Raw genomic sequence first — 25354 nt, forward strand, 5'->3', positions numbered from 1 at the left:
GTTACAGTCCGAAATCAAAAACAAAGCTCAACTTCACCGCTACATTGTCTTCAAAACGAGGTAGTTGATTTGGTCCGTATCGGTAAAACCCGGTCAATCCAAATCCTTTAAAAATCTGATTGAGTTCTATTCCCGATTCAAAAAAACCTTCGTTCAGGGTTTTGTAAACAATTCCGATATGTCGCTCTGAATGCTGTAGATCGCCCCAAGCCATTCGGGTCACTAAAATGAGTGATGGTTTAATATTCCTGAACAATTCCACTCTTTTAAAACCGTGTTTCAGTTGTAGCATTACAAATTCACTCGAAAAGAATTCATTGAAATACATGGTTTCAAAACTGTTTTTACCCGCAATGGTAATCCTTTGCAACAAATTGTCTTTGGTTAAATTGTTGGGAGAAGTGTTGTATAAATGGGTTAATGGCAAAGCACCAAAAGAAAAACCAGCTTGTACTAACACAGCCGATTTTTGTCCGTTTAAATATTTTTTTTCATATTCTATTCGGGTATCTATTTTACCGAAATCAAAATCATTGGCTAAAATATTAGGCAACGATTTGGTAAACTGAAAAGAGAATTTCGGAAAACGTTTTTCATATTCTATTTTACCATTTGGTGTTTGCATATAATCGCTGAAAGGGTTCCACTGCATCGAGAACAGGGCTGTCGTCATCGTGAAATCGCGATATAAGTGGTTGTCATACGCAAAAGTATAATTGAACAAAGGTGCTATTTCACTATAAGATAACTGCCAGAGGGTTTCGGTTTTCGGAATGATTTTAGTCTCAATATACCCACGCCAAGTTTTATGATTATAAAACGTACTGATGTTAATCGGACGCGGATCATAAATTTTGAAAACCCTTTTGTCTGTGGCAAAGGTCGTACTCGCAATCTCGCGAACATCATCAGTATAAGCACCGCCAACCCAAGTATTCGAAAAATTCCCAATACGAACAGCAGTTCCGATATTGTATTTGATGGTTTCATCCTTGATACCGTAAGCCGTGTAACCTTCCAAACGCAATTTCTTCGAAAAGGTATCGTTGGTAATACCACCAATTCCGATGCGGAAGCCTTCAAAATTATTATAACTTAACAGATAACGTAAGTCAAAATCAAACGGACCTAAAGGAACATAGCCATTAAAAACTTTCCGTCCAAACCTGATTTTCTTTTCGATGTTTTCTTTAGAAACAACACTATCCAAAACAACATAGGTTCGTTTACCGCGCAAGTCTAAACTGTCTGTTCTGTTTTGTTTCCAGAACTTCTCGTCGCGGTTTATGGCATTGTTTTTAACTTCAATAGCAACAGACGTTTTCTTGATTTTCAGATCGGTATTTAGTACTAAATCAAATACCTGCATTTCCGAGGAGAGATAGGTAAAATCGGAGGCATCTTTTTTAGAAGGTGATTCTTCATCGTCTTCGGCAGAAAACTCTATACGACCACCTAAAATGGTTGTAGGTTCCTTGCTTTTTCCTTTAACAATTCTAAAATCCTTACTTATTGGAAACCACACTTTCTCTTCTGCTAAATAGATGAATTCATGAATTCCCGTAATGTCTAAAACACCGCGAACGCGCATTACAGCTCTAGCTACAGCAAAGTTTTCAGTATCGATATACAATAATCCTTCTAGACCTTTTTTGTTTCTGTTTTTGAAATAAATAACAAGTACCTCACGCTTTTCTACCGAAGTAGTATCCAAAATTTTAAATCGATATTCCTTTAGGGCCTTAGCAGCAATCGGACTTTTGTATTTGGTTTCAAACAATTCATATTGGTCATCGTACACCGAAAACGACTGCATGGCAAAGCCCAGAAATTCATAAATAGGTTCTTTGAAACCCGCCATTTTAGTGCCAATAATCGTTTCTTTCAAAAGGGGTTTTTCAAATTGAAACTGCGAGACTTTTTCGGTAAGAAACAAATGCTGTTTGTCAATGATTTTCTTGAATTTGTAATCCGTTGAATCCATTTTGACCACTTTATTCTTGATAGATAAGGTATCGATTTTGCCCACAATAGAATCTGGATTGGCGGTTACCAGAAGCTTGTTGTAAGATTTGAATTGGAAGGTGCGTAATTTCTGTTGTGGATTGTTAGCATTTTTTTGCTGAATGACTTTGGCAATAATAGCGTTGGCCGGATTGGTATTTGAAATCGTAACTTCTTGTAGGGCATCCGTTTTTCTTAGAACATAAAGCGTGTAAAAAGGTTTTATATCCAGTAACGGAATGCTTCGGGTTTCGTAGCCAACATAAGAAATAGTTAAGCTTTGAGGCTGTGCATACAGTTTAAAATGAAATTTCCCATCCACATCGGAGATGGTGGAAAAGCCATTTTCGATAGTAATGGTGGCAAACGGAAGTGCTTTCTTGGTTTCCGAATCTTTGATTACGCCATGGAGCTGGATTTGTGCCTGAAGCGACAGCGTAAAAAAGAAACACAATAGAAATAATTGCTTCATTTGAAAGGAATTGGCACAAAAGATTGGACAAAAATAGGAATAAAAAAACCCGTCCCGAAACATCGAAACGGATTTTAATACTGAATTAACAAAAGTTACACTTTCATGATTTCGGCTTCTTTCGTAGCCAGATGTTCATCCACTTTTCGGATGAAACTATCGGTTAATTTCTGGATGTCGTCTTCTGCTTTTTTACACAAATCTTCAGAAGTACCGTCTTTTTCCAGTTTTTTAATATCGGTGTTGGCATCTTTACGCGCATTTCGGATACTGATTTTAGCATCTTCAGCTTCACCTTTAGCCTGTTTTACCAAGTCACGTCTGCGTTCTTCCGTTAATGGCGGCACACTGATGATGATGTTTTCCCCGTTATTCATCGGATTAAAACCAAGATTGGCAATCATAATCGCTTTTTCAATGGTTTGCAACATACTTTTTTCGTAAGGCTGAATCGTAATCGTTCGAGCATCAGGAATGCTGACGTTAGCCACTTGTGAAAGTGGCGTTTGTGAACCATAATAGTCTACAAAAACACTTCCCAACATTTGTGGTGTTGCTTTTCCGGCGCGGATGTTTAAAAATTCTTTTTCTAAATGCGCAATAGAACCCGCCATGGATTCTTTTGTACTGTCTAAAATAAATTCTATATCTTCCATTTCTTTTTAGATTGTTAGATGGTTAGCTTTTTAGACTTCTTAGATTTTAAGTTGGTCTAAGAGGTCTGAGCAGTCTAAAATTTCTATATTTTCACAACGGTTCCGATTTCTTCACCGTTACATATTTTTAATAAATTTCCTTTTTTATTCATATCAAAAACAACGATGGGTAAGGCGTTTTCCTGACTCAAAGTGAAGGCTGTGGAATCCATTACATTCAATCCTTTTTTAATAACATCTTCAAAAGTAATGCTGTTGAATTTTACGGCATTGGCGTTCTTTTCAGGATCAGAATCATAAATGCCGTCCACGCGTGTTCCTTTTAAAATCACATCAGCATGCACTTCAACACCTCGAAGTACCGCGGCTGTATCTGTAGTGAAATACGGATTTCCGGTTCCGGCTCCAAAAATAACAATTCTTCCTTTTTCCAAGTGACGCACGGCTCTTCTTTTGATATACGGTTCGGCAATCGCCTCAATTTTCAAAGCGGTTTGCAAACGAGTCAGCATTCCTTTATCTTCTAAAGCACCTTGTAATGCCATTCCATTGATAACAGTAGCAAGCATTCCCATATAATCTCCCTGAACTCTGTCCATTCCGTTACTGGCTCCTGCAATGCCTCTAAAAATATTGCCACCACCAATAACAATGGCAATTTCTACGCCTTTGCTGTGGATTTCTTTGATTTCATCAGCATATTCGGCTAAACGTTTTGGGTCGATGCCGTATTGTCGGTCACCCATTAAAGCTTCACCACTTAGTTTAAGAAGAATTCTTTTGTATTTCATTCCGATTGTATTTTTCCTAGAAGTTGCTTGATGCTTCGGTTCTAGTAAATTTAGTTAGTATTGTTTAGTTGTACTTCTGTAAATTTGAATCCGCAGCATAACCCAATATCCAAAGGGAAGGCTTCTTTGCTGTCAAATTTGATGCAAATATAAACATATTCTGTTTTTTTTGGATAGGGAATAAAAATAATGTTTTCGTAACAATTATCACAGTAGGTAAGGTTAGTGTTTCGTAATTTTGTAGTATAAATTTAAGAAGAATGGAAGCTATCATAAAAGAAAGTTTAGTAAAAAGTGTTGGTTATAAAGACTATAGAGCCCATGTTACGGCATTATTAAAAGAAGGCAAATCAACAGGAAACGAACAAAGCGAAGCTTTAACGCATTATTCCGAACTGAATGAAGTGCGCATGAACCGTTTAGACAAAACCATAAAAGTTGCAACCGAGTTCGATCAGGAATTAAAACAACTGCAGTGCGAATACATTTGGCTGGTGATTTCTGAGGGATGGTGTGGCGATGCGGCTCAAATTTTACCTATACTATACAAAATGGCAGCGCTTTCAGAAAAAATAGATCTGAAAATTGTTTTTCGTGATGAAAACGAAGAGTTGATGAATCTCTTTTTAACGAATGGCACCAAGTCGATTCCGAAACTAATTGTCATTGACAAAAATACTTTAAAAGTAGTAGGCGATTTTGGACCCCGACCTCAAGAGGCTAAAAAGTTAATACTGGATTACAAAGCCAAATACGGCGTAGTAGATGAAACCGCAAAAACCAATTTACAATTGTGGTACCTGCACGATAAAGGATTGTCAGTCCAAAAAGAAATTATGAATCTGATGACTCGGATTGATGTAGTTGTTGCTCAAACTGTATCGGCGAAATAGCATTATCAACTGCATAGTTTCCAATTTTTGTTCGGCGCAAAACCGATAAGTAGGCACCCGAATTTAAAGCGTTACCAAAGTCAAATGCCAACGAACGAATATAAGTTCCCTTACTGCATACAACCCTAAAGTCTATTTCAGGAAGTGCTATTCGTGTAATTTCAAATTCGTGTATCGTTGTTTTTCTAAAGGAAATTTCTACTTCTTCTCCGGCTCTGGCGTGTTCGTACAACCGTTTGCCGTCTTTTTTGATGGCCGAAAACACAGGCGGTTTTTGATCGATTTCTCCTAAAAACTGCTTCGTGGTTTCCAAAATCATTTCGGAAGTAATGTGTTCGGTTGGAAAAGTCGCATTTATTTCGGTTTCTAAATCGTAGGATGGCGTCGTGGCTCCAATAGTAAACGTTCCGTTGTATTCCTTTGCCTGTCCTTGAATTTCGGTAATCCGTTTTGTGAATTTTCCAGTGCAGATGATTAAAAGTCCCGAAGCTAATGGATCTAGAGTTCCGGCGTGGCCAATCTTAAATTTCTTAGGTAGATTGTAATGGTTTTTTAAAACATATTTCAGTTTGTTCACCGCCTGAAAAGACGACCATTGTAGCGGTTTGTCAATCAACAAAACCTGTCCTTCTAAATAATCTTCAGCAGTCTTCACTTTTATTTGTTTAAGGAAAAGTAGGTCAGTAAAAGAACTCCGGCAATGATTCGGTAATAGCCCCAAGGTTTGAAACCATATTTCTTAATGATGCCAATGAAGAATTTGATAGCAATTACTGCAACAATAAAAGCAACCACATTACCCACCAAAAATAGTTTAAGATTTTCGGACGATTGGGTTAATAATTCGTAGCCTTTTAGTTGTGAGACTTCATATGTTTTTAAAAACAGCGAATACGTTGTTACAGCAAGCATTGTCGGAACAGCCAAAAAGAAAGAGAATTCGGCTGCCGTTTCACGAGTCAGGCCTTGTTGCATACCACCAATAATGGATGCCGCAGAACGACTGGTGCCTGGCATCATGGCCAAACATTGCCAAAATCCGATAGTGACCGCTTTTTTGACCGTAATATCTTCTTCATGCGCTATGGTAGGATGATGAAAACGGCCGTCAATAAACAACAACACAACCCCGCCCAGAATCAATACAATAGCTATCGGAATAGGATTGCCTAATACGGCATCAATTTTATCATCAAAGAGTTTTCCGAGTATTAGTGCCGGAATGACAGCACAAGCTAATTTGATGTAAAAGGAAATGCGACTAAAGTCGAAAAACTTCCTCCAGTACAAAACAACCACAGCCAATATCGCTCCAAATTGTATAGAAACCTGAAACAATTTCACAAAATCATCTTCCTGAATGCCAAAAAAGGAACTGGTAAAAATCATGTGTGCCGTAGAAGAAACAGGTAAATATTCTGTTAATCCTTCCACGATAGCTATAAGGACTGCCTGTAAATAGTCCATTATTCCGCTTTAGATTTCTTAAAAATGGAAAAGATAGTGATTCCAAAACCAATCAAAACGATGGTTGGAGCCAAACGGATTCTGCGGAAGTTAAAAACATCTTCGTTAAAAACCTTTTGGTCATCGCTGCCGCCACCACTCATCAAAATAAAACCTAAGACAATCACTGCAATCCCAATCATAAGGGTTTTGTAGTTTGCTTTTTCAAAAAGAAAATCCGGTTTTTGCTCGTTGTTTTTCATAATATCTTGTATCAATCAATTAGTCTATTATCTATTAGTCTATCATCTATTATCTTTCTAATAAAGATCATCCGTTCTCAAATTCAAAAAGCGCTGTGTAGCAACGTAAGTGCTAATCCACGAAATCACAATCCCCAGCACCAAAACACCGACAAGGACAATGGTGATAGCCATTTTATCTTCTAGAATTCCTAAACTTGGGAACGTAGTTTCAATATAAACCAAAACGCCAATCAAGGCAAAAATAGCCAAAGCAGAACCAATTAAGCCTAAAAAAATACTGCGCTGAATAAAAGGTTTTCGGATAAACGATTTCGTGGCACCTACCATTTGCATCGTTTTGATGATAAAGCGATTCGCAAAAATAGACAAGCGTAACGAGCTGTTAATCAGCAATACCGAAACAAACGCAAAAACACAGCTGATGATCAAAATCCATTTACTGATGACCTTAATATTGTCGTTCACCAAGGTTACAAGTTGTTTGCTATACACAATATCGGCAATCATTTCATTTTTACGCAAACGGGTTTCGATTTTAGAAATCTCCTCATTAGTCACATAGTCTGCCTTCAAGTGAATATCAAACGAATTATAAAGCGGATTGGCTCCTAAATATTCAACAAAATTTTCGCCTAAGGTTTTTTGGTGTTCAATAGCGGCTTCTTCTTTAGAAACATACTTGAAATCCTTCACAAATTTTGCCGTTTTCAATTCTTCGTTAAAAGCAGTTCTAACCGAGTCATTGGCTTCATTTTTCAAGAAAACCGTCATCGCAATACCTTCCTTAAAGTTATCGGACAATTGCTTCGAATTAATGACGAAAAGTCCCAAAAGACCCAATAAAAAAAGGACCAAAAAGATACTCAATACGACCGAAAAATAAGAGGTAATTACCCTGCGTTTCTGAAACTTTTCAAATGATGATGACATACATGGTTTTTTGATGTGGTAAAAATAATAAAGAAAATTGTTTTTCCCCTTTATAACGTACAAACTTTTAACTTTATTATAATAAACGTAAATTTGTTGCTTAAATTTTTTTAGGAGCGAATGGTTTGGGCATTTTCAGTCGACCATATTCCCGCTTTCCGTTGCAATCTGTCATTGCGAGGAACGAAGCAATCTCATCATAATTGTCTTCGCAATGACAGGATTTTCACTGCAATCGGGGCTAGAGGACAAACGAAAAAATAACAATATAAAATGACTCGAGCTCGCAGAGCGACAGCATTGCACATATAAAAAAACACTAGAAGCGAGCAAATGACTCGAGCTCACAGAGCGACAGCATGAGACCGATAAAAAACAATACAAGCGACGAATGAAATACCATCACGAAAAAGTAGAAGCCAAATGGCAACAATATTGGGCAGAAAATCAAACATTCAAAGCCTCTAATACTTCCGATAAACCCAAATATTATGTGCTCGATATGTTTCCTTATCCTTCGGGAGCAGGCTTACACGTTGGGCATCCTCTTGGGTACATCGCTTCGGATATCGTGGCGCGTTTCAAACGTCATAAAGGGTTCAATGTACTGCATCCACAAGGTTACGATTCGTTCGGATTGCCGGCCGAGCAATACGCCATTCAAACCGGCCAACATCCCGAAAAAACTACCCGCGAAAACATTGCCCGTTACCGCGAACAATTGGACAAAATTGGATTCTCTTTTGATTGGAGCAGGGAAGTACGCACTTCTAATCCTGATTATTACAAGCACACGCAGTGGATTTTCATCCAATTATTCAATTCTTGGTACAACAAAGACACCGATAAAGCCGAAGACATTTCGACCTTAATTGCGCTTTTCGAAAAGAGTGGTAATGCCACAGTAAATGCTGTTTGTGATGACCATGTAGCGGTTTTTTTCCCGTCGGAGTGGAATGAATTTTCTGAAGAAGAAAAACAAAAAATACTCTTGCAGTACCGACTAACCTATTTGGCAGAAACCGAAGTCAACTGGTGTCCGGCACTCGGAACCGTTTTGGCGAATGATGAAATCGTTAATGGCGTATCCGAACGCGGTGGTCATCCGGTGATTCGTAAAAAAATGACCCAATGGTCAATGCGCATCTCTGCCTATGCCGAAAGATTACTAAAAGGTTTGGAAACCATCGATTGGAGCGAATCCATCAAAGAATCCCAACGCAATTGGATTGGCAAGTCAGTCGGTGCGACAGTAAAGTTTAAAGTCAAAAGTCAAAAGTCAGAAGAAGACGAGCTTTCAGACTTTCGACCTTCGACTTTCGACATAGAAGTTTTCACCACAAGACCTGACACCATCTTCGGAGTAACGTTTATGACTTTAGCTCCGGAACACGAATTGGTAGCCCAAATAACGACTCCCGAACAAAAATCTGCCGTCGAAAGTTATATCGAAGCCACCGCCAAACGTTCGGAACGCGAAAGAATGGCAGATGTCAAAACCATATCCGGAGTATTTACCGGAGCTTTTGTCGAGCATCCTTTTACCAAAGAACCTATTCCGGTTTGGATAGGCGATTATGTATTGGCAGGATACGGAACAGGTGCAGTTATGGCGGTTCCTGCCGGAGATGAAAGAGATTATGCTTTTGCGAATTTCTTCAAAGGTCAAAACGGCATGCCCGAAATCAAAAATATTTTCAACAAAGATATTTCGGAAGCAGCGTATGGAGAAAAAGACGGATTCGTTTTAGAGAACTCCGATTTCTTAAACGGATTGGGTTACAAAGAAGCGACTACCAAAATAATTGAGCAGTTAGAAGCCATTAGTCACGGAAAAGGGAAAACCAACTACCGCTTGCGCGATGCCGTGTTTTCTCGACAAAGATATTGGGGCGAACCATTCCCGGTATACTACGTAAACGGCTTACCGCAAATGATTGATGCGAAACACTTACCCATCATCTTGCCTGAAGTGGAAAAATACCTCCCCACAGAAGACGGACAACCGCCATTAGGCAATGCCACCGATTGGGCTTGGGATGTTGAAAAGTTGTCGGTTGTCAGTTGTCAGTTGATTGATAATGTGACCGTTTTTCCTTTAGAATTGAACACCATGCCGGGTTGGGCAGGAAGCTCGTGGTACTGGATGCGCTATATGGATGCGCACAATGAAAGCGAATTTGCCTCTGCCGACGCCTTGAAATATTGGGAAAACGTCGATTTATACATAGGCGGTAGCGAACACGCCACAGGCCATTTGTTATACTCGCGTTTTTGGAACAAATTCCTAAAAGACAAAGGTTTTGCGCCGACCGAAGAACCGTTCAAAAAACTGATTAATCAGGGAATGATTTTGGGAGAAAGTGCTTTTATTTTTATTGTATTGTTACGTTCAAAAACAATAGTAAGTGATTCTTTTAATAGTAGTTACGAATTAAATGATGAAAATATTGAAAATTTTTTAACAGCAGCTTTAGCACCGAAATCTCTTGTAGTAAGCGAAGAGATTTATGAAGATATAAAATTAAATGGCAATAATGATTTAGTTAATGAATGGATTAAAGAAAATACTTCTGGACTGAAAAATGTTCAGATTAATTATTCTTCTGAAGGTATTATTAAAACAAGTGTAGATATTTCTTTGCTGATTGGAACCTCTAATGTAATTGATAAAGAAAAACTTAGAAATTGGAGACCAGAATACAATGATATTCGATTTTTAAACATAGAGGAAGACTACATAGTAAGAAGAGAAGTCGAAAAAATGTCCAAATCGAAATACAATGTGGTCAATCCGGATGACATCTGTAACGATTATGGCGCGGACACGCTTCGTTTATACGAAATGTTCCTTGGCCCATTAGAACAAGCCAAACCTTGGAATACTGCTGGTATTACCGGAGTTTCAGGCTTTCTAAAAAAACTATGGCGTTTGTATTTTGATGATAACGGTTTGATTGTGACTAACGACGAACCAACAGCTGATATGTACAAAACCTTGCACAAAACCATCAAAAAAGTGACCGAGGACATAGAGAACTTCTCGTTCAATACTTCGGTATCGCAATTTATGATTTGTGTCAATGAATTGGCATCTATGAAATGTAACCATCGTAAAATTTTAGAACCATTAGCTATTGTAATTTCACCTTATGCACCGCATATCGCTGAGGAACTTTGGGCACAATTGGGTCACGAAGGTTCAATCTCAACGGTAGCATTTCCAATGTACGAAGAGAAATACTTAGTAGAATCTGAAAAAGAATACCCGGTTTCGTTTAACGGGAAAATGCGTTTTACCATCAAATTGCCATTAGATTTAACTCCAAAACAAATCGAAGACATCGTCATGGCAGATGAAAGAACCATCAAACAATTAGACGGCAAAACGCCAAACAAAGTAATCATCGTTCCCGGAAAAGTGATTAATCTGGTAGGATAAACAAATGCTATTGGCTGGTTTTAAGCAGAGGCAATCCTCACCAGACCTAAATACCCAAAAACAAAACCCCAAGTGCCCCGCATTTGGGGTTTTCTGTTAGCATCAGGTAGCTTTCCTATAGCTGGTAATTTCCCTGTAAATTTATATATATACCGTATATATGTCGTATATATGTCGTAACATAGCCCTATTTGATTGCTTATCTATTTATACCAAAGTTATACTCTAGTGTAACCTTTTTTATTTTTTACGTATAAGAATCAAAAACATAATCATGAAAAGACACGAAATCCACACCATTGTAGAAAAAGCAGGTTTTAGCAGTATGAAAGAAAAGCTAACCGACAGAGTAGAACAGTTCCTTAACGAAAAGGTCAATGCTGGTTACGAAGTTGTAAGCGTGAACTTCACGTATTACGAAGCTGCCGAACTTATAGCGTTTATCACCATTTCCAAATAATGTCAAGTTGTCATTGAAATTCCCCAATTTTGGGATTGGCTTACAATTTGATGCTTTGTGTAAAAACAAAATTTAAAAGTCATGATAGGATATTATATTTTAATCGGTTTAATTGCCTTAGTCAGTTTTGCCGTAAGCTCTAAACTCAAGAGCAAATTTGCTGAGTACTCACACATCCATTTGCGCAACGGTATGAGCGGTGCCGAGATTGCGACTCAAATGTTACAAGACAACGGCATCTATGATGTAAAAGTTATTTCAACACCCGGACAATTGACGGATCATTACAATCCGACCGATAAAACGGTCAACCTGAGCGAAGGCGTGTACAATCAAAGAAATGCAGCTGCGGCGGCGGTGGCGGCTCACGAATGTGGTCATGCGGTGCAACACGCAACAGCTTACAACATGCTGCAGTTACGTTCGCAATTGGTGCCTATTGTCAATATTGCTTCAGGTATGTCGCAGTGGTTGATTATTGGCGGACTAATTTTAGGTGCTGCTGCCGGTTTAGGTTTCGGATTCTACATTGCCGTGGCCGGATTGCTTTTAATGTCCATTGCTACTGCCTTTAGTTTTATTACCTTACCGGTTGAATACGACGCCAGTAACCGTGCCTTGGCCTGGTTGAAAAATAAAAACATGTTGAGCCAACAGGAATATGCAGGCGCTGAAGATGCTCTGAAATGGGCAGCTCGAACGTATGTAGTGGCTGCTATTGGAGCGCTGGCATCCTTATTATATTGGGCATTGCAAGTCTTTGGAGGTTCCAGAGAGGAATAAACAGAAAATCCGTTACGAAAGTAGCGGATTTTTTTAAACAGTGCTATTGCGAACACCCCAATCGGCCAAAGCGGTTAATGCCGGAAGCAATTCGGCTGCCGAGTCAGAAAGACGGTATTCTACGTGTGGCGGCATCACTTCTATAACAGTCCGTACTACTAAATGATCGGTTTCCAATTGTTTTAAATGCTGAATCAACATTTTTTCAGTTATCGGTGGAATCGCTTTTCGGAGTTCGCTGTAACGCAAATTACCGTTTCGGAGGTTCCATAGAATCAGTGGTTTCCAACGTCCTCCTACTTTTTCTAAAGTAAAACTAACCGGACAAACCGCACTAATGGTTTTCCGATTTTCATTATTGGTCGATGCTTCTTTTATAGTTTTCATTACATACTTTTTGGTAGGTACTTGTACAAAAGTAAGTATAAAAATACCTTTGTCAAAACATCTAAAAATAAAAATATGAAATACGTTTTGACAGGTTCTACAGGAAATATTACCAAACCATTAGCGGCAACATTACTTGCAGCCGGACATGAAGTAACAATCATTACCAGCAGTCCTTCAAGAAAAGAGGCCATAGAAAGTCTTGGAGCCAAAGCAGCCATTGGGAGTTTGTTAGAGGCATCGTTTGTAACCGATGCTTTTTCGGGAGCGGATGCTGTTTATTTGATGATTCCGCCCACCTTTGCGGTGAGTGATTGGTTGGGATATCAAAAACAAATCGGTGAAAATTTTGTAACCGCTATTAAGGAAAGTGGTGTGAAATACGTTGTACAACTCAGCAGTATAGGAGCACACATGGGCCAAGGTGCAGGACCAATTGATGGTTTGGCATATTTGGAAAAAAGACTCGAGACGATGGACGGAATCAATGTGCTGAAATTACGTCCTTCTTATTTTTACACCAATTTTTACAACTCGATTAATTTGATAAAGCACGCCGGAATTCTGGGGTCCAATATGGGTAATGGAGATCAGCAATTAGTGTTGACGCATCCAAATGATATTGCCGCTGTTGCTGTCAAGTATCTTGTAGCATTAGATTTTAAAGCGCAAAGTGTGGTTTATATCTCCAGTGATATTCGTTCGCTTTCAGAAATTGCAAAGGTTTTGGGAGATGCTATAGGCAGACTAGATTTGCCTTGGATTGGCTTTTCAGATGCAGATGCATTGCAAGGGATGCGCCAATCCGGACTTCCTGAAGTTAATGCAAAAGAATATGTACAAATGGGAAAATCCATCAGAGAGGGACTGATTCAGGAAGATTATTTCAATAGTAATGAACAACCACAGGGCACCATAAAGCTCGAAGATTTTGCCAAAGAATTTGCTCAGGCTTATAACAGCTAAAGAAATAAAAACCCGTTACACTGTAGCGGGTTTTTTATTAAATGCCCTTCCAAATAATCATTTTATAATCTATTTCGCTCATGCCAAAGCATAGGGGAGTTTATTCCGAATATTTGAATCTAAAAAAAGATATTTTTCGTAGATTTGGAAATCAAATACCACCACAATGATTAGAATGTATGCCAACGAAGTCTTTCGGGAAATCGAAATAGGAGTTACGTTAAAATATAGATATGCTGTTTCCAACAGAGGTCGTCTGATTAGCTTTACAGAAAATTTTAATGATGGAACCTTATTAAAAGGAGCCTACTGCGATGGTTACAAAACCTTTCGTTTCAGAAAAACTATAGAGGGAAAGGTACTAAGAAAAACCTTTTTTATCTATAAACTGGTAGCCGAACTTTTTATTCCGAAAACATCCGAAGACCAACAGTTTGTGCTGCATTTGGATTATGTGCGGGATAATGATCTTGTTGCCAACTTAAAATGGGCTACACTTGAGGAAAAGAAAGAGCACCATAGGAAAAGTCCGCATGTTATTAATTCGATGAAAAAGCTCTTGGAGCACAATTTAAAGTCGGATGGTAGAAAGCTGACCATTACCAAAGTAATGCATTTAAAAATATTACTAAAGCAACCCAACAATAAAACCCGTATCAAAATGCTGGCCAAGCAATTTGGTATCAGTGAAATGCAGGTTCATCGCATTAAAACAGGTGAAAATTGGGGCTATATAAAGGTGTAATTTACAGCTGAATTTGTCGTTCAATCTGCTGTTCCAAAGAAATAAAGGTTTCTGTTCGGGAAACGCCCTCAATCGGCTGGATTTTCTTGTTTAACAACTGCATCAGATGCTCGTTATCTCGACAAATGATTTTGATTAAAATACTCCAGTTTCCGGTGGTATAATGACATTCTAACACTTCAGGAATCTTTTTTAACTCGCGCACAGCATCGGAATTACTCGAAGCTTTATCTAAATAAATTCCGATAAAAGCCATTGTTTTATATCCCAAAACCTTGTTGTCGATAATAAATTTGGAACCCGAGATGACTCCGGCTTCTTCCAATTTACGCAAACGTTGGTGAATTGCAGCACCAGAGATTCCGATTTTGTTGGCAATCTGCAATATGGGTTTTCGGGCATCTTCCATCAGGCTGCGAAGGATTTCTTTGTCGATCCCGTCGATCTCAATTTGTAATTGATTTATCTTCATGGGTTTTGAATTTAAAACAAAAATAGAAATTTAGTTTGAAGTTGAAACTAAAAAAAGAATATTGCGACTGATTTGAAAAGGACCATAGCTCACTAGCCCTGATTGCAGCAACTACCTTGTAGTGCGGAAAGCAGGAATAAGGAATCCAAGAAAACCCGAACCATTCGCTGCTTAATTCCCAATCAATTTATCCGGATTATAGCCTATGTAGGGCATTTCGGTTTCGTTGAAGATTACGCCTAACTCCTCCAATTCTTTTAGGATGGGTTCGTACACTTCTTTGTGAATCGGTAGTTGTACACCAGGTGTCTTTATCTTGCCGTTCAAAATTTGAATAGCAGCCATAGCAACTGGTAATCCAACGGTTTTGGCCATTGCCGTATAGGTTTGGTCGTCACCAATGCAGACCATTTTGGAATCGATTTGTTTTCTTTCGCCGTTGATTTCGTACCCGAATTTGTGGTACATGACGATCATGTCTTTGTCTTCGGGTTGCAACGCCCAGCTGGCATTTAAGATGTGTTCGAGGATTTGTGCCGGAGAGGCATTTTTGAGACCGACTTTTTTGTTGGAGTTGAATAAATCCAGTTCCAAAAGCTTGTCCCACATGATGTCGTCTTGTTCAATGCCGAGTTGCAGACGGGTTTTGATTTCTACAGAATCTGTTGGAGAATACGGAAGAAACAGATTGATAAAATCGCGGTAACTTAAATTTTCAGAATCGTCCAAAATATAAGTGTCGTCGGTCATGCCTAACTGTACAAACATATTCCATGCTTTCGAAAAACCAACCCGACGAATGGTTCCGCGATACACCGTCAGAGCATCATCTAAACCATACACACTGCGGTATTTCAGCGAATCGCGATTGGCGTAGCCTTCAAACTTTCCATAGCCTTCCACATATAAAAATTCCGTTCTTCGGAATAATTTGTGGTACGGAATGTATTTGTATTTTCCTTCCTGTATGAATTTGGCAGCGCCACCTTGTCCGGCTAAAACGACGTTTCTTGGAGCCCAAGTAAATTTGTAATTCCACAGATTATTGTCGGATTCGGGTGCTACTAATCCGCCACAAAACGATTCGAACAGAATCATTTTTCCCCCTTTGGCTTCAATTTCATGAATGACTTTCATTGCACTCATGTGGTCAATGCCAGGGTCGAGCCCGATTTCGTTCATAAAAACCAAATCATTGGCTTTCACATCGGCATCCAAAGCTTGCATAGCATCGGAAACATACGAAGCCGTAACCATATTTTTTTTGAAGGTAATGCAGTCTTTAGCAACCTCTATATGCATGTGAGCAGGCAACATCGAGATCACAATATCCGCTTTTTGAATTTCGGATTGACGTTGTGTTATGTTGTGAATGTCCAATGCAATGGCGGTGGCGTTGGGATGGTTTTGTGTCTTGCGTTGCGCTAGTTCCAATGACAAGTCGCCAATGGTCAAATGCAGATTTTCCTGATTAGATTTGTTTAATAAGTAGTGTATCAGGGAAGATGCGGAGCGACCGGCACCAATGATTAAGATGTTTCTCATTAGGGTAATTTTTTATTCCAAATCCTTTTCCAGGTCTTCCAATTCTTGTTTGGCTTCCTGTTGGGTTTCTACCTTTTGTTGTTCGAATTGTTTGTCTTTTACCACTTCATCTTTTATGATAAGCGTTTTGCCCAATACAAATACAGAACAAAGAACACTTACAAATAATAGAATATTGGGGAGTTTTTTTTGATTCTCATCAGATTTTTTAAGTAATAGAAGTCCAAAAAGGATAGCCAAACCAATAGGTAAAAAAGCAAGGGTGTCCAAAGGCATCACCGAAAAAACAATAGCTAAAACAGTAAAAACACTTCCTAAAACTAAAAATAATTTTCTCATGAGTTTTGATGATTAAAGTCCGCTTGCCGAGGTCAGTGCTAACTGTCCTGTTCCTACGGGGATACTAAATTTAATCAACGCCGGAATTTTTTTAGTATCGGCAGTAAGCCAAATCAAGTTTTTGTCTTTCCCTTTTAGAGCATCAGTCTTGGCGCCAATAGATAATTTATAGCATTCTTTTTTGCCCAAGTTTCCGGCATTCACGGTTTCTTTTCCCATAAATTTCAGCGTAACCGGAATCTGTTTTTCATCAAAAACAATCATCATAGACTGCGTTTGTCCTACTTTTAATTTAGACAAATCCATGGATCGAACTTTATATAAAAGGGTTACAACATCTACGGTTGAACCACCAATAGTAAACGTTTTTTGTGATTCGGGATACGTTCTTTTTTTAACGGTACTGGTAATAGTATTGGCTTTGAAAACGTATTTTTCTTTCTTTTTATAACCTCCTTCGTCGATACTTCTTTTGTAAAGGCTTGGTTTAAGATTGGTCGGATTGACATACGATTCGTAAATATCCCTGATTTTGAAAAACGAATCCCATTTACTGTAGGTAGATAATTCACAATTCAAATGCAGATACGTGTTTTTGGCAGTAGTTACGTTTTCGGTAGTCATGGTAACCTGAGCCAATTGGGTCATCAAACCACTCATGTTATAGGAACCGGCATACACCAGTTTTTCTCCGGGTTTAACGGCCTGACTATTGGCGGTTGTTAAGGCAAGAATGCAGCTAAGTATAAAAAAGGTCTTCTTCATAATTCAAAATTAATGGTGCAAATATAAAATTTTTAAAATGGTTCGTCTTGAAATTTAAGGACAAAAGAAATGTTGAATTTCTCTTAAGTTTAGTTAATAACGAATAAATTTGTGTTTTAGTATAGACTTAAAAAATATGGAGAAAAGAATTATCAGCGTAGCTGCGTTTATGGGAATGACCGCAATTATTTTGGGTGCTTTTGGGGCTCATGCGTTAAAAAAACAGTTGTCGGTAGACCAATTGGCTTCGTTTGAAACGGGCGTTAAATACCAAATTTATCATGCCCTATTTTTATTGTTTGTTGGGATGAATACTCAAATGGCTGAAAAAGCAAAAAAAATAGTGTTGCGATTAGTGGTTTTTGGGATAATTTTCTTCTCAGGGTCAATTTATCTTTTAACAACCCAACTGATAAGTGGCATCGATTTTAAATTTATTGGAATCATTACGCCAATTGGTGGAGCCTTGTTAATATTGGTCTGGGGCTTGGTTTTTTGGGATTTTTGGAAATCTAAAAGATAATAATTCGATAAAAAAAATAGTTTCTGAAATTTAATTTTTACCTTTGCGGTCTAATTTATAATGCAACACAAACTAATTTCTATGGAGAACTACGCTCAAACAACGAAATCGATTTCGTTAGAGAAATATGGGATTACAAATGTTCCGGAAATCATTCACAATCCTTCCTTTGAAAAATTATACAATGATGAGTTAGATGTGACTTTAACCGGATATGAAAAAGGTCAGGTAAGCGAACTTGGAGCTGTAAATGTTATGACGGGTATTTTTACCGGACGCTCACCCAAAGATAAATACATCGTTAAAGATAGCATCACCGAAAATACTATTTGGTGGAACTCTGACAAAGCGGCAAATGACAATAAGCCTATCACACAAAATACTTGGAATGCCTTAAAAGATACTACTACAGAGCAATTATCTGGAAAGAAATTGTATGTGGTTGATGCCTTTTGTGGTGCTAATGAAAATACAAGATTAAAAGTTCGTTTCATTATGGAAGTTGCCTGGCAGGCACACTTTGTAACAAATATGTTTATTCGTCCAACGGAAGCCGAATTGGAACACTTTGGAGAGCCCGATTTTATTGTAATGAACGGTTCTAAAACTTCTTTCAAAGACTATGCAGCTCACGGATTAAACTCGGAGGTATACGTTGCCTTTAACTTGACTGAAAAAGTTCAGATTATTGGGGGAACTTGGTATGGTGGTGAGATGAAAAAAGGGATGTTCTCGATGATGAACTACTATTTGCCATTACAAGGAATTGCCTCTATGCACTGCTCAGCCAATAAAGGAAAAGATGGTGATGTAGCGGTATTCTTTGGTCTTTCAGGAACAGGAAAAACAACCTTGTCTACGGACCCAAAGAGAGAACTAATTGGTGACGACGAACACGGTTGGGATAACGATGGTGTTTTCAATTTTGAAGGCGGATGCTATGCTAAAACAATAGATTTAAGTAAAGAAAATGAACCCGATATTTATGCTGCTATTAAAAGAGATGCGCTTTTAGAAAATGTGACTCTTGCTGCCGATGGTTCTATCGATTTTAAGGATGGTTCTGTGACGCAGAATACCAGAGTATCCTATCCGATTTACCACATCCATAATATTGTAAAACCCGTTTCAAAAGCTGGTCATGCTACTAAAGTAATTTTCCTTACCGCTGATGCTTTTGGAGTAATGCCACCCGTTTCTAAATTAACTCCTGAGCAAACAAAGTACTATTTTCTTTCCGGGTTTACAGCTAAGTTAGCCGGAACAGAAAGAGGTGTAACGCAGCCTGAGCCAACCTTCTCAGCGTGTTTCGGAAAAGCATTCTTAAGTTTGCATCCAACCAAATACGGTGAAGAATTGGTAAAGAAAATGGAACAACACAATGCTTCTGCTTATATGGTAAACACAGGCTGGAACGGAACCGGAAAACGTATTTCTATAAAAGACACTCGTGCCATCATAGATGCGATTTTAGATGGTTCTATAGAAAAAGCAGCAACCAAAACAATTCCGATATTTAATTTTGAAGTTCCAACAAGTTTACATGATGTTAATTCGGATATTTTAGATCCAAGAGATACTTATGCAGATGTTGCAGAATGGAACGCAAAAGCCACCGATTTAGCTTCTCGCTTTATCAAAAATTTTGCACAATATACCGACAATGCAGAAGGTCAGAATTTAGTGAAGGCCGGACCACAATTATAAAAAACAAAACCTAACCAAAATTGAAATCCCGTCCTGTTTCCATAACTAGACGGGTTTTTTTATTGGGAGAATTGAGCTCGTCCCAAATAGGTCTCGAAATCCGTATGCTGCTTCCTTGCCTCAAAAAATAATCGCAATAAGGCTTCTTTGGTAGTTATGTTTTTAACTAAATTGGCAATAACTGCTTTGTCGGTTGCGGTTTTTAAGTAGGCATTGATTTTTTGATTTAAAATCGGAACCAAGTAGGTTTGGTATTTTGGGTTTTTAGAGGTTACGGCTACTTCATTGATGGTTACATAGGCCTTATCATACTCTTTTTGGTTGAAATACAAAGCCGCTAAATTGAGTTTGGCCTCATCAAATCTGTTAGATATTTTCAAAGCTTTCTTAAATAATGCCTCGGCTTCTTCTGTTTTTCCGTTTATCTGATAAGTGCTGGCTAAATTAGTCATTACTTGAATGTTGTAAGGTGTCAACTGATAGGCTTTTGTAAAACAGGCTTCACTCTCTTCGGGACGGTTTTCATTAAAATGACCAATGCCTTCATACCAGCTTAATGACATCGAAGTATTGTCTAAAGGATAAAAGTAATTAGCCGCTTTTTTTGATTCGAATATGGTTTCAGACCAGTTTTTATTGTTTTTGGCTGCATACATTTTTACCGCATGTTGTTCGCCCGAAAATCGGTTAAAGGAGACCAAAAAGGAATATCCTATCGGAATCAATAAGAGATATACCAACCAACTACGATGCTTCTCTTGTGTTTGAATTGATTTAGAATAGGTAGAAGCAACAAGAGCAAATAATAACATTAGCAAGACTTGATGCTCTATCCTTTCATACGGAAAATCAAAAAAAGAAATAATTATATAGCCAATCAAACCGCATAAAATAAAGTAGAATTTCCATTTTTCTTGTAAAGAAGGTGCTTTTCGTATCAAGTGATATAATTGATAAAAAACAACTCCAAATAAAATCAAATAAGCCAATAAGCCGAATATTCCCGTTTCAGATAGTATCCAAATAAAATCATTATGTGGTCTTTGCAGAGTGCTTTCTCCATTGATGATGTCAACCTCTGTAAACTCATTTAAACCATATTTAGGGAACTGGACCTGCCAATTGCCTAGACCAACACCGGCTACACTATGTTCTTTAGCCATTTTTAGCGAGTTTTTCCAAAATAAAACCCGACTTTCCAGTGTTTTTGAACTGAATAATCTAGCAATATAATGTTCAGTTACATTGGTGTGAGAAGTCTGATATTGGGTTATTTTACTTTTAAAGAAGAGTGTATAAGATAAAAATAGCAGCAATATAAAGATGAAACCACTTCCAATAACATACCTTTTTTTAATAGCAAATCGGCGTTTTATTTTATACAAAACCAATAACATGAAGAATATAAAACACGCAATCAATACAACTCTAGTTCTAATGGTTGCTAATACAAATAAGGTTAAAACGATACCAACAACCGATACGAGTTTTATTTTTTTTCCTAATTGTAGTCCAATGCAATAAAAAGGAAGCGTTAGAAATAAAATAGAAGACAATAGATTCTTATTGCCGGATGTGCCACTTATTAAAGCAATTTGTCTAAGTAAATGCTGGCCTTCTAGCGTTTTTTCATAAATATCATAAAGCGGAAAGAGGAGGGTTATTAAACCAAAAAATACCACTGCTGTAACCAATTGATTTTCCTTTAAAACATTATGATACAATAAAAGAGTAGTAATTACGAAGAAAGAAAATAATAATAGTAATTTGGAGAATGGAGCATGACTTTCTCCTGCAATGTATGACTGATACATCGAAATATAATTCAACACTATAAAACTTCCAAAAGCATAAAAAAGAGGATTTCTAAAATTATAGGACAATGCTATTTTTTTAGCTATCACGACAATAACGATAACTAACATAAAAGTAGTAAGAAGAATTTGTCTCGGAATTAAAACAGGGTCAATAGTTGTGCTGCAGAAGACTAGTGGCAATAGCAATAAAAATCCAAAATATAATTTTTCTATCCATGTATCGCTCATAGCTTTTTATTTTAGCATATCAAATGTACACATTAATTGGAATAAAAAAAGTCCTGCTAAATAACTTAGCAGGACTTTGGTGAATTTATTGGGTGAATTTATTTTCCTTTATTGGCGTCGGCTATATATCTTTCAAGTGCCATTGTCATTGATGGTGTTTCCGGTGTTGGAGCCAAAATATCAATACGCAATCCGTGCTCTAAAGCTTCTTTTTGCGTGGTGCTTCCAAAAACGGCAATACGGGTATTGTTCTGCTGAAAATCGGGGAAATTCTTGAACAATGATTTGATTCCAGTTGGGCTAAAGAAAGCCAAAACATCATAATAAACATCTGCCAAATCAGACAAATCACTCATTACCGTTTTGTAAAAAGTAGCTTGAGTCCAATCAACTTTTAAATTATTTAGCGTTTGTGGTACGTCAAAATTCAATTGGTCAGAAGCCGGTAAAAGGAATTTCTCTTCTTTGTATTTTTTAATCAACGGAGACAAATCAACAAAGTCTTTTTGACCCACATATATCTTACGTTTCCTGTAAACTACATATTTCTGTAAATAAAAAGCAACGGCTTCTGACTGACAAAAATATTTTAAATCTTCAGGAACTTTGTATCGCATTTCTTCGGCTACCCTAAAAAAATGGTCTACAGAGTTTTTGCTCGTTAAAATGATTGCGGAAAAAGTATTGAGATCAATTTTTTGAGCTCTAACATCTTTTGCACTTACACCTTCTACATGTATAAAAGGGCGGAAATCAATTTTTACCTTATGCTTTTGCTGTAATTCAAAATAAGGCGAATTCTCTACTTTTGGCTCTGGTTGTGACACCAAAATTGTTTTCACTTTCAAGTTGGACATTCTAATGTGCTAAATTTGTTGTAATCAAATAATAAATGAAATAGTAGGGCGCTATTTCGAGTGCGCAAAGATACAAAATAAAATAAAACAACTTGCCGATGAGTAAGTTTTGATAAATCTTCAGTGAAATAAGGTAAGAATATAAATTTATTGCCAAAATCACACCGATAATGCAATAAATCAAAACATTTGATAGTGTATTATTATAAAATAAGTAGATGTTAATCGGTAACAAAATCATTCCGATAAAGGTTCGATAACTCACTTTTTGTAAATTGAATTGCTCAGCGAATTCCTCTATGTTAAAAATAGCAGCTATAATCTTCTCAATCAAAAACTTGGAAAGTACAAAGACACCAAAAAAAGTAAAAATCCGTAAAAAAGTAACCCAATCTGTTTTTGAGGTATAGCCAAAATAATTAAGTAGTATTTGTATAAAAAACGAAAAAGAAAGCACTTGAACAATAAACATTAATATGGTAAAACCACTCATCAAGTGGGAAGTGTCTTTGTATACTTTTATATATTTATCCGAAACCAAAATCCTCAGGAATTCACTAAATCTTCCTTCAAAAGCCGTTCGGGTAATGGCAATCAATACAAACGACAAAATAAAAAGATAAGTAGCCCAGTCTTTGGGTTCTATAATTCGTGGCTGTAAAACAGTTTCTATCATAATCCTGACAAAAATACTATTTTTAATTGTTAAATTATTATAGAATTATTAAGATACTGCTCTAATAAAAAGTTTATTTTTGCAACTAAGTTTGACCACAGTTACTATGAATGACGGTATTGTAATTATTCCAACCTATAACGAAATTGAAAACATTGAAAGCATCATCAGAGCGGTGTTTTCATTACGTAAAAACTTTCATATTCTTATAGTAGACGATAATTCACCCGATAAAACAGCTGACAAAGTACAAGAATTACAAAAGGAGTTTCCCGACAACTTGTTTTTGTCGGTTAGGAAGAAAAAATCCGGATTAGGAACGGCCTATGTGCACGGATTCAAATGGGCGCTGAATAATCAATATCAATACATTTTTGAGATGGATGCCGATTTCTCACACAACCCAAACGACTTAGAACGATTGTACGAAGCGTGTCATTTTAATGGCGCCGATTTAGCGATTGGTTCACGGTATGTTACAGGTGTAAATGTGGTGAATTGGCCCTTGAGTCGTGTCTTGTTGTCCTACTTCGCCTCAGTTTATGTACGCATGATTACCGGAATGAAAATCATGGATGCCACAGCAGGTTTTATCTGTTACAACAGAGAAGTTTTAGAAAAAATAAATTTAGATAAGATACAGTTCATTGGCTATGCGTTTCAAATCGAAATGAAATATAGAGCTTTTGCCAAGAATTTTAACATACAAGAAGTTCCGGTCATCTTTACCGACAGAACCAAAGGACAATCCAAAATGAGCGGTTCTATAATCAAGGAAGCTATTTTTGGAGTGATTGCCTTGCGTTTCAAAAAGTTTTTTAACCAATTATAGATGCAAAAATGAATACTGTTTTAATTAAAAATGCCAAAATTGTTAACGAAGGGGTTGTTTTTGAAGGCGATGTTTTGATTGAAAACGAATTTATTGTCGAAATAGCCGAAAGTATCAGTCCGAAATCTTCTAGCTGCAAAATAATAGATGCTGAAGGAAACTATTTGATTCCCGGTGCTATTGACGATCAAGTCCATTTTAGAGAACCAGGATTAACTCATAAAGGCGATATTGCCTCCGAAAGCGCAGCGGCTGTAGCTGGCGGAATAACGTCATTTATAGAACAACCCAACACGGTTCCGAATGCCGTTACCCAAGAAATTTTAGAAGAAAAATATCAAATTGCGGCAGAGAAATCCCATGCGAACTACTCGTTTATGATGGGCGGGACCAACGATAATTTGGAAGAAATTCTAAAGACCAATCCTAAAAACGTAGCTGGAATCAAATTGTTTCTCGGTTCGTCAACCGGAAATATGTTGGTTGATAATGAAGAAGCGCTGGAAAAAATATTCTCCTCTACCAAGATGCTGATTGCAGTGCATTGTGAAGATGAAGCAACCATTAAAGCAAATTTGGAGCGTTACAAGTTACAGTTTGGTGACGATATTCCGGTGGAAGTACATCACTTAATCAGAAGTACTGAGGCTTGTTACCTTTCTTCTTCAAAAACGATTGCTTTAGCTCAAAAAACCGGTGCACGATTGCATGTTTTTCATTTGTCAACAGCACGGGAAATGGAATTGTTCACCAATAAGATTCCGATAGAAGACAAACAAATCACAGCCGAAGTTTGTATTCATCATCTTTGGTTTTCGAATGAAGATTATAAAACGAAAGGTAATTTCATCAAATGGAATCCGGCCGTAAAAACCGCTGAAGACCGAACGGCTTTATGGGAAGCCTTACTAGATGACCGAATCGATGTTATTGCTACCGATCATGCGCCTCACACTTTAGAAGAAAAACAACAAGTTTATACTAAAGCACCTTCAGGTGGGCCGTTGGTTCAACACGCTGTTGTGGCTATGTTTGAAGCCCATCTTCAAGGTAAGATTTCTGTAGAGAAAATAGTAGAAAAGATGTGTCATAATCCGGCCAAGATTTTTAAAATTGAGAAGCGCGGTTTTATTAAAGAAGGATTCTATGCCGATTTGGCGATTGTAAATCCTACTTCGCCATGGAATGTCAAAAAGGAAAATATTTTGGCAAAGTGCGGTTGGTCGCCGTTTGAAGGGTATAATTTTAAATCCAGAATAACCCATACTTTTGTCAATGGGAATTTAGTATATCAGAATTTTAAGGTCAAAGATATGCGCGCTGGAATGCGTTTGCTGTTTGACCGATAAATA

General features: G+C 37.5%; 25 protein-coding genes. 10 read left to right on the forward strand and 15 right to left on the reverse strand.

All coding sequences use genetic code 11. The features are described from left to right. Window position 1: 1 nt before the first annotated feature. The 3 genes from ACULEU_RS01300 to pyrH all read right to left on the reverse strand — a co-directional run bounded on the left by ACULEU_RS01300 (window position 2) and on the right by pyrH (window position 3923). Window positions 2–2476 carry a DUF5686 family protein gene (locus tag ACULEU_RS01300; protein WP_445453656.1) on the reverse strand — a complete coding sequence of 825 codons (2475 nt, stop codon included), beginning with the start codon at window positions 2474–2476 and terminating at the stop codon, window positions 2–4. A 95-nt stretch (window positions 2477–2571) separates the two neighbouring features. Continuing rightward, on the reverse strand, window positions 2572–3132 hold the full coding sequence (frr, locus tag ACULEU_RS01305; protein WP_445453657.1) for a ribosome recycling factor: 561 nt from the start codon (window positions 3130–3132) through the stop codon (window positions 2572–2574). 83 nt (window positions 3133–3215) lie between these two features. After that, a complete protein-coding gene (pyrH, locus tag ACULEU_RS01310) occupies window positions 3216–3923 on the reverse strand; it encodes a UMP kinase (RefSeq protein ID WP_445453658.1) in 708 nt (235 codons plus the stop codon). A gap of 260 nt (window positions 3924–4183) precedes the next feature. On the opposite strand from pyrH, the gene ACULEU_RS01315 reads away from it, so the two are divergent. Further along, on the forward strand, window positions 4184–4816 hold the full coding sequence (locus ACULEU_RS01315; protein WP_445453659.1) for a thioredoxin family protein: 633 nt from the start codon (window positions 4184–4186) through the stop codon (window positions 4814–4816). Here the strand turns inward: ACULEU_RS01315 and truB are convergent. From truB to ACULEU_RS01335, 4 genes are read right to left on the reverse strand one after another with little or no spacing between them, the layout of a single operon-like run. Then, window positions 4758–5471 carry a tRNA pseudouridine(55) synthase TruB gene (gene truB, locus ACULEU_RS01320; protein WP_445453660.1) on the reverse strand — a complete coding sequence of 238 codons (714 nt, stop codon included), beginning with the start codon at window positions 5469–5471 and terminating at the stop codon, window positions 4758–4760. The genes ACULEU_RS01315 and truB overlap by 59 nt on opposite strands. Window positions 5472–5473: 2 nt before the next feature. Further along, window positions 5474–6283 carry an undecaprenyl-diphosphate phosphatase gene (locus tag ACULEU_RS01325; protein WP_445453661.1) on the reverse strand — a complete coding sequence of 270 codons (810 nt, stop codon included), beginning with the start codon at window positions 6281–6283 and terminating at the stop codon, window positions 5474–5476. Continuing rightward, window positions 6283–6525 (reverse strand): DUF3098 domain-containing protein, encoded by a 243-nt coding sequence (locus tag ACULEU_RS01330; protein WP_445453662.1) that lies wholly within the window; start codon window positions 6523–6525, stop codon window positions 6283–6285. Before ACULEU_RS01330 ends, ACULEU_RS01325 begins: the two co-directional genes overlap by 1 nt. Before the next feature lie 57 nt (window positions 6526–6582). Next, window positions 6583–7458, reverse strand: coding sequence for a cell division protein FtsX (locus ACULEU_RS01335; RefSeq protein WP_445453663.1), 876 nt, complete (start codon window positions 7456–7458; stop codon window positions 6583–6585). 391 nt (window positions 7459–7849) lie between these two features. Here ACULEU_RS01335 and ACULEU_RS01340 point away from each other — a divergent pair, with 391 nt between their 5' ends. The 3 genes from ACULEU_RS01340 to ACULEU_RS01350 all read left to right on the forward strand — a co-directional run bounded on the left by ACULEU_RS01340 (window position 7850) and on the right by ACULEU_RS01350 (window position 12143). Continuing rightward, entirely contained in the window at window positions 7850–10900 is a 3051-nt protein-coding gene (locus ACULEU_RS01340; protein WP_445453664.1) for a leucine--tRNA ligase, read from the forward strand. 274 nt (window positions 10901–11174) lie between these two features. Then, window positions 11175–11360, forward strand: a complete 186-nt coding sequence (locus ACULEU_RS01345) for a hypothetical protein (protein ID WP_445453665.1) — start codon at window positions 11175–11177, stop codon at window positions 11358–11360. 81 nt (window positions 11361–11441) lie between these two features. Further along, entirely contained in the window at window positions 11442–12143 is a 702-nt protein-coding gene (locus tag ACULEU_RS01350; RefSeq protein WP_445453666.1) for a zinc metallopeptidase, read from the forward strand. Window positions 12144–12176: 33 nt separating this feature from the next. Here ACULEU_RS01350 and ACULEU_RS01355 read toward each other — a convergent pair whose 3' ends face one another. Further along, complete coding sequence (locus ACULEU_RS01355) at window positions 12177–12530, reverse strand: winged helix-turn-helix transcriptional regulator (RefSeq protein WP_445453667.1); 354 nt, start codon at window positions 12528–12530, stop codon at window positions 12177–12179. Between the two features lie 75 nt (window positions 12531–12605). Here ACULEU_RS01355 and ACULEU_RS01360 point away from each other — a divergent pair, with 75 nt between their 5' ends. Both ACULEU_RS01360 and ACULEU_RS01365 read left to right on the forward strand, forming a co-directional pair. Further along, window positions 12606–13496: an NAD(P)H-binding protein gene (locus ACULEU_RS01360; protein WP_445453668.1), complete on the forward strand. Its 891-nt coding sequence runs from the start codon at window positions 12606–12608 to the stop codon at window positions 13494–13496. Between the two features lie 166 nt (window positions 13497–13662). Beyond that, window positions 13663–14241, forward strand: a complete 579-nt coding sequence (locus ACULEU_RS01365) for an NUMOD4 domain-containing protein (RefSeq protein ID WP_445453669.1) — start codon at window positions 13663–13665, stop codon at window positions 14239–14241. A gap of 1 nt (window position 14242) precedes the next feature. On the opposite strand, the gene ACULEU_RS01370 is transcribed toward ACULEU_RS01365, so the two are convergent. From ACULEU_RS01370 to ACULEU_RS01385, 4 genes are all read right to left on the reverse strand, one after another. Further along, window positions 14243–14713: an Lrp/AsnC family transcriptional regulator gene (locus ACULEU_RS01370; protein ID WP_445453670.1), complete on the reverse strand. Its 471-nt coding sequence runs from the start codon at window positions 14711–14713 to the stop codon at window positions 14243–14245. A 171-nt stretch (window positions 14714–14884) separates the two neighbouring features. Then, on the reverse strand, window positions 14885–16258 hold the full coding sequence (locus ACULEU_RS01375) for a saccharopine dehydrogenase family protein (RefSeq protein ID WP_445453671.1): 1374 nt from the start codon (window positions 16256–16258) through the stop codon (window positions 14885–14887). A 12-nt stretch (window positions 16259–16270) separates the two neighbouring features. Further along, complete coding sequence (locus tag ACULEU_RS01380) at window positions 16271–16597, reverse strand: hypothetical protein (protein ID WP_445453672.1); 327 nt, start codon at window positions 16595–16597, stop codon at window positions 16271–16273. A 12-nt stretch (window positions 16598–16609) separates the two neighbouring features. Further along, a complete protein-coding gene (locus ACULEU_RS01385) occupies window positions 16610–17362 on the reverse strand; it encodes a DUF3108 domain-containing protein (RefSeq protein ID WP_445453673.1) in 753 nt (250 codons plus the stop codon). A 136-nt stretch (window positions 17363–17498) separates the two neighbouring features. On the opposite strand from ACULEU_RS01385, the gene ACULEU_RS01390 reads away from it, so the two are divergent. Beyond that, on the forward strand, window positions 17499–17885 hold the full coding sequence (locus ACULEU_RS01390) for a DUF423 domain-containing protein (RefSeq protein WP_445453674.1): 387 nt from the start codon (window positions 17499–17501) through the stop codon (window positions 17883–17885). An 81-nt stretch (window positions 17886–17966) separates the two neighbouring features. Next, window positions 17967–19592 (forward strand): phosphoenolpyruvate carboxykinase (ATP), encoded by a 1626-nt coding sequence (gene pckA, locus ACULEU_RS01395; RefSeq protein ID WP_445454873.1) that lies wholly within the window; start codon window positions 17967–17969, stop codon window positions 19590–19592. Between the two features lie 59 nt (window positions 19593–19651). On the opposite strand, the gene ACULEU_RS01400 is transcribed toward pckA, so the two are convergent. From ACULEU_RS01400 to ACULEU_RS01410, 3 genes are all read right to left on the reverse strand, one after another. Beyond that, on the reverse strand, window positions 19652–21637 hold the full coding sequence (locus ACULEU_RS01400; protein WP_445453675.1) for an O-antigen ligase family protein: 1986 nt from the start codon (window positions 21635–21637) through the stop codon (window positions 19652–19654). A gap of 98 nt (window positions 21638–21735) precedes the next feature. Beyond that, on the reverse strand, window positions 21736–22485 hold the full coding sequence (locus ACULEU_RS01405; RefSeq protein WP_445453676.1) for a uroporphyrinogen-III synthase: 750 nt from the start codon (window positions 22483–22485) through the stop codon (window positions 21736–21738). A gap of 10 nt (window positions 22486–22495) precedes the next feature. Next, window positions 22496–23170 (reverse strand): DUF4271 domain-containing protein, encoded by a 675-nt coding sequence (locus ACULEU_RS01410; protein ID WP_445453677.1) that lies wholly within the window; start codon window positions 23168–23170, stop codon window positions 22496–22498. A gap of 106 nt (window positions 23171–23276) precedes the next feature. Between ACULEU_RS01410 and ACULEU_RS01415 the strand changes: the two genes are divergently transcribed. Both ACULEU_RS01415 and ACULEU_RS01420 read left to right on the forward strand, forming a co-directional pair. Next, window positions 23277–24002, forward strand: coding sequence for a polyprenol monophosphomannose synthase (locus ACULEU_RS01415; RefSeq protein WP_445454874.1), 726 nt, complete (start codon window positions 23277–23279; stop codon window positions 24000–24002). Window positions 24003–24010: 8 nt separating this feature from the next. After that, window positions 24011–25351, forward strand: coding sequence for a dihydroorotase (locus ACULEU_RS01420; protein WP_445453678.1), 1341 nt, complete (start codon window positions 24011–24013; stop codon window positions 25349–25351). Window positions 25352–25354 lie beyond the last annotated feature (3 nt).

It is taken from the genome of Flavobacterium sp. 25HG05S-40, assembly GCF_052654735.1.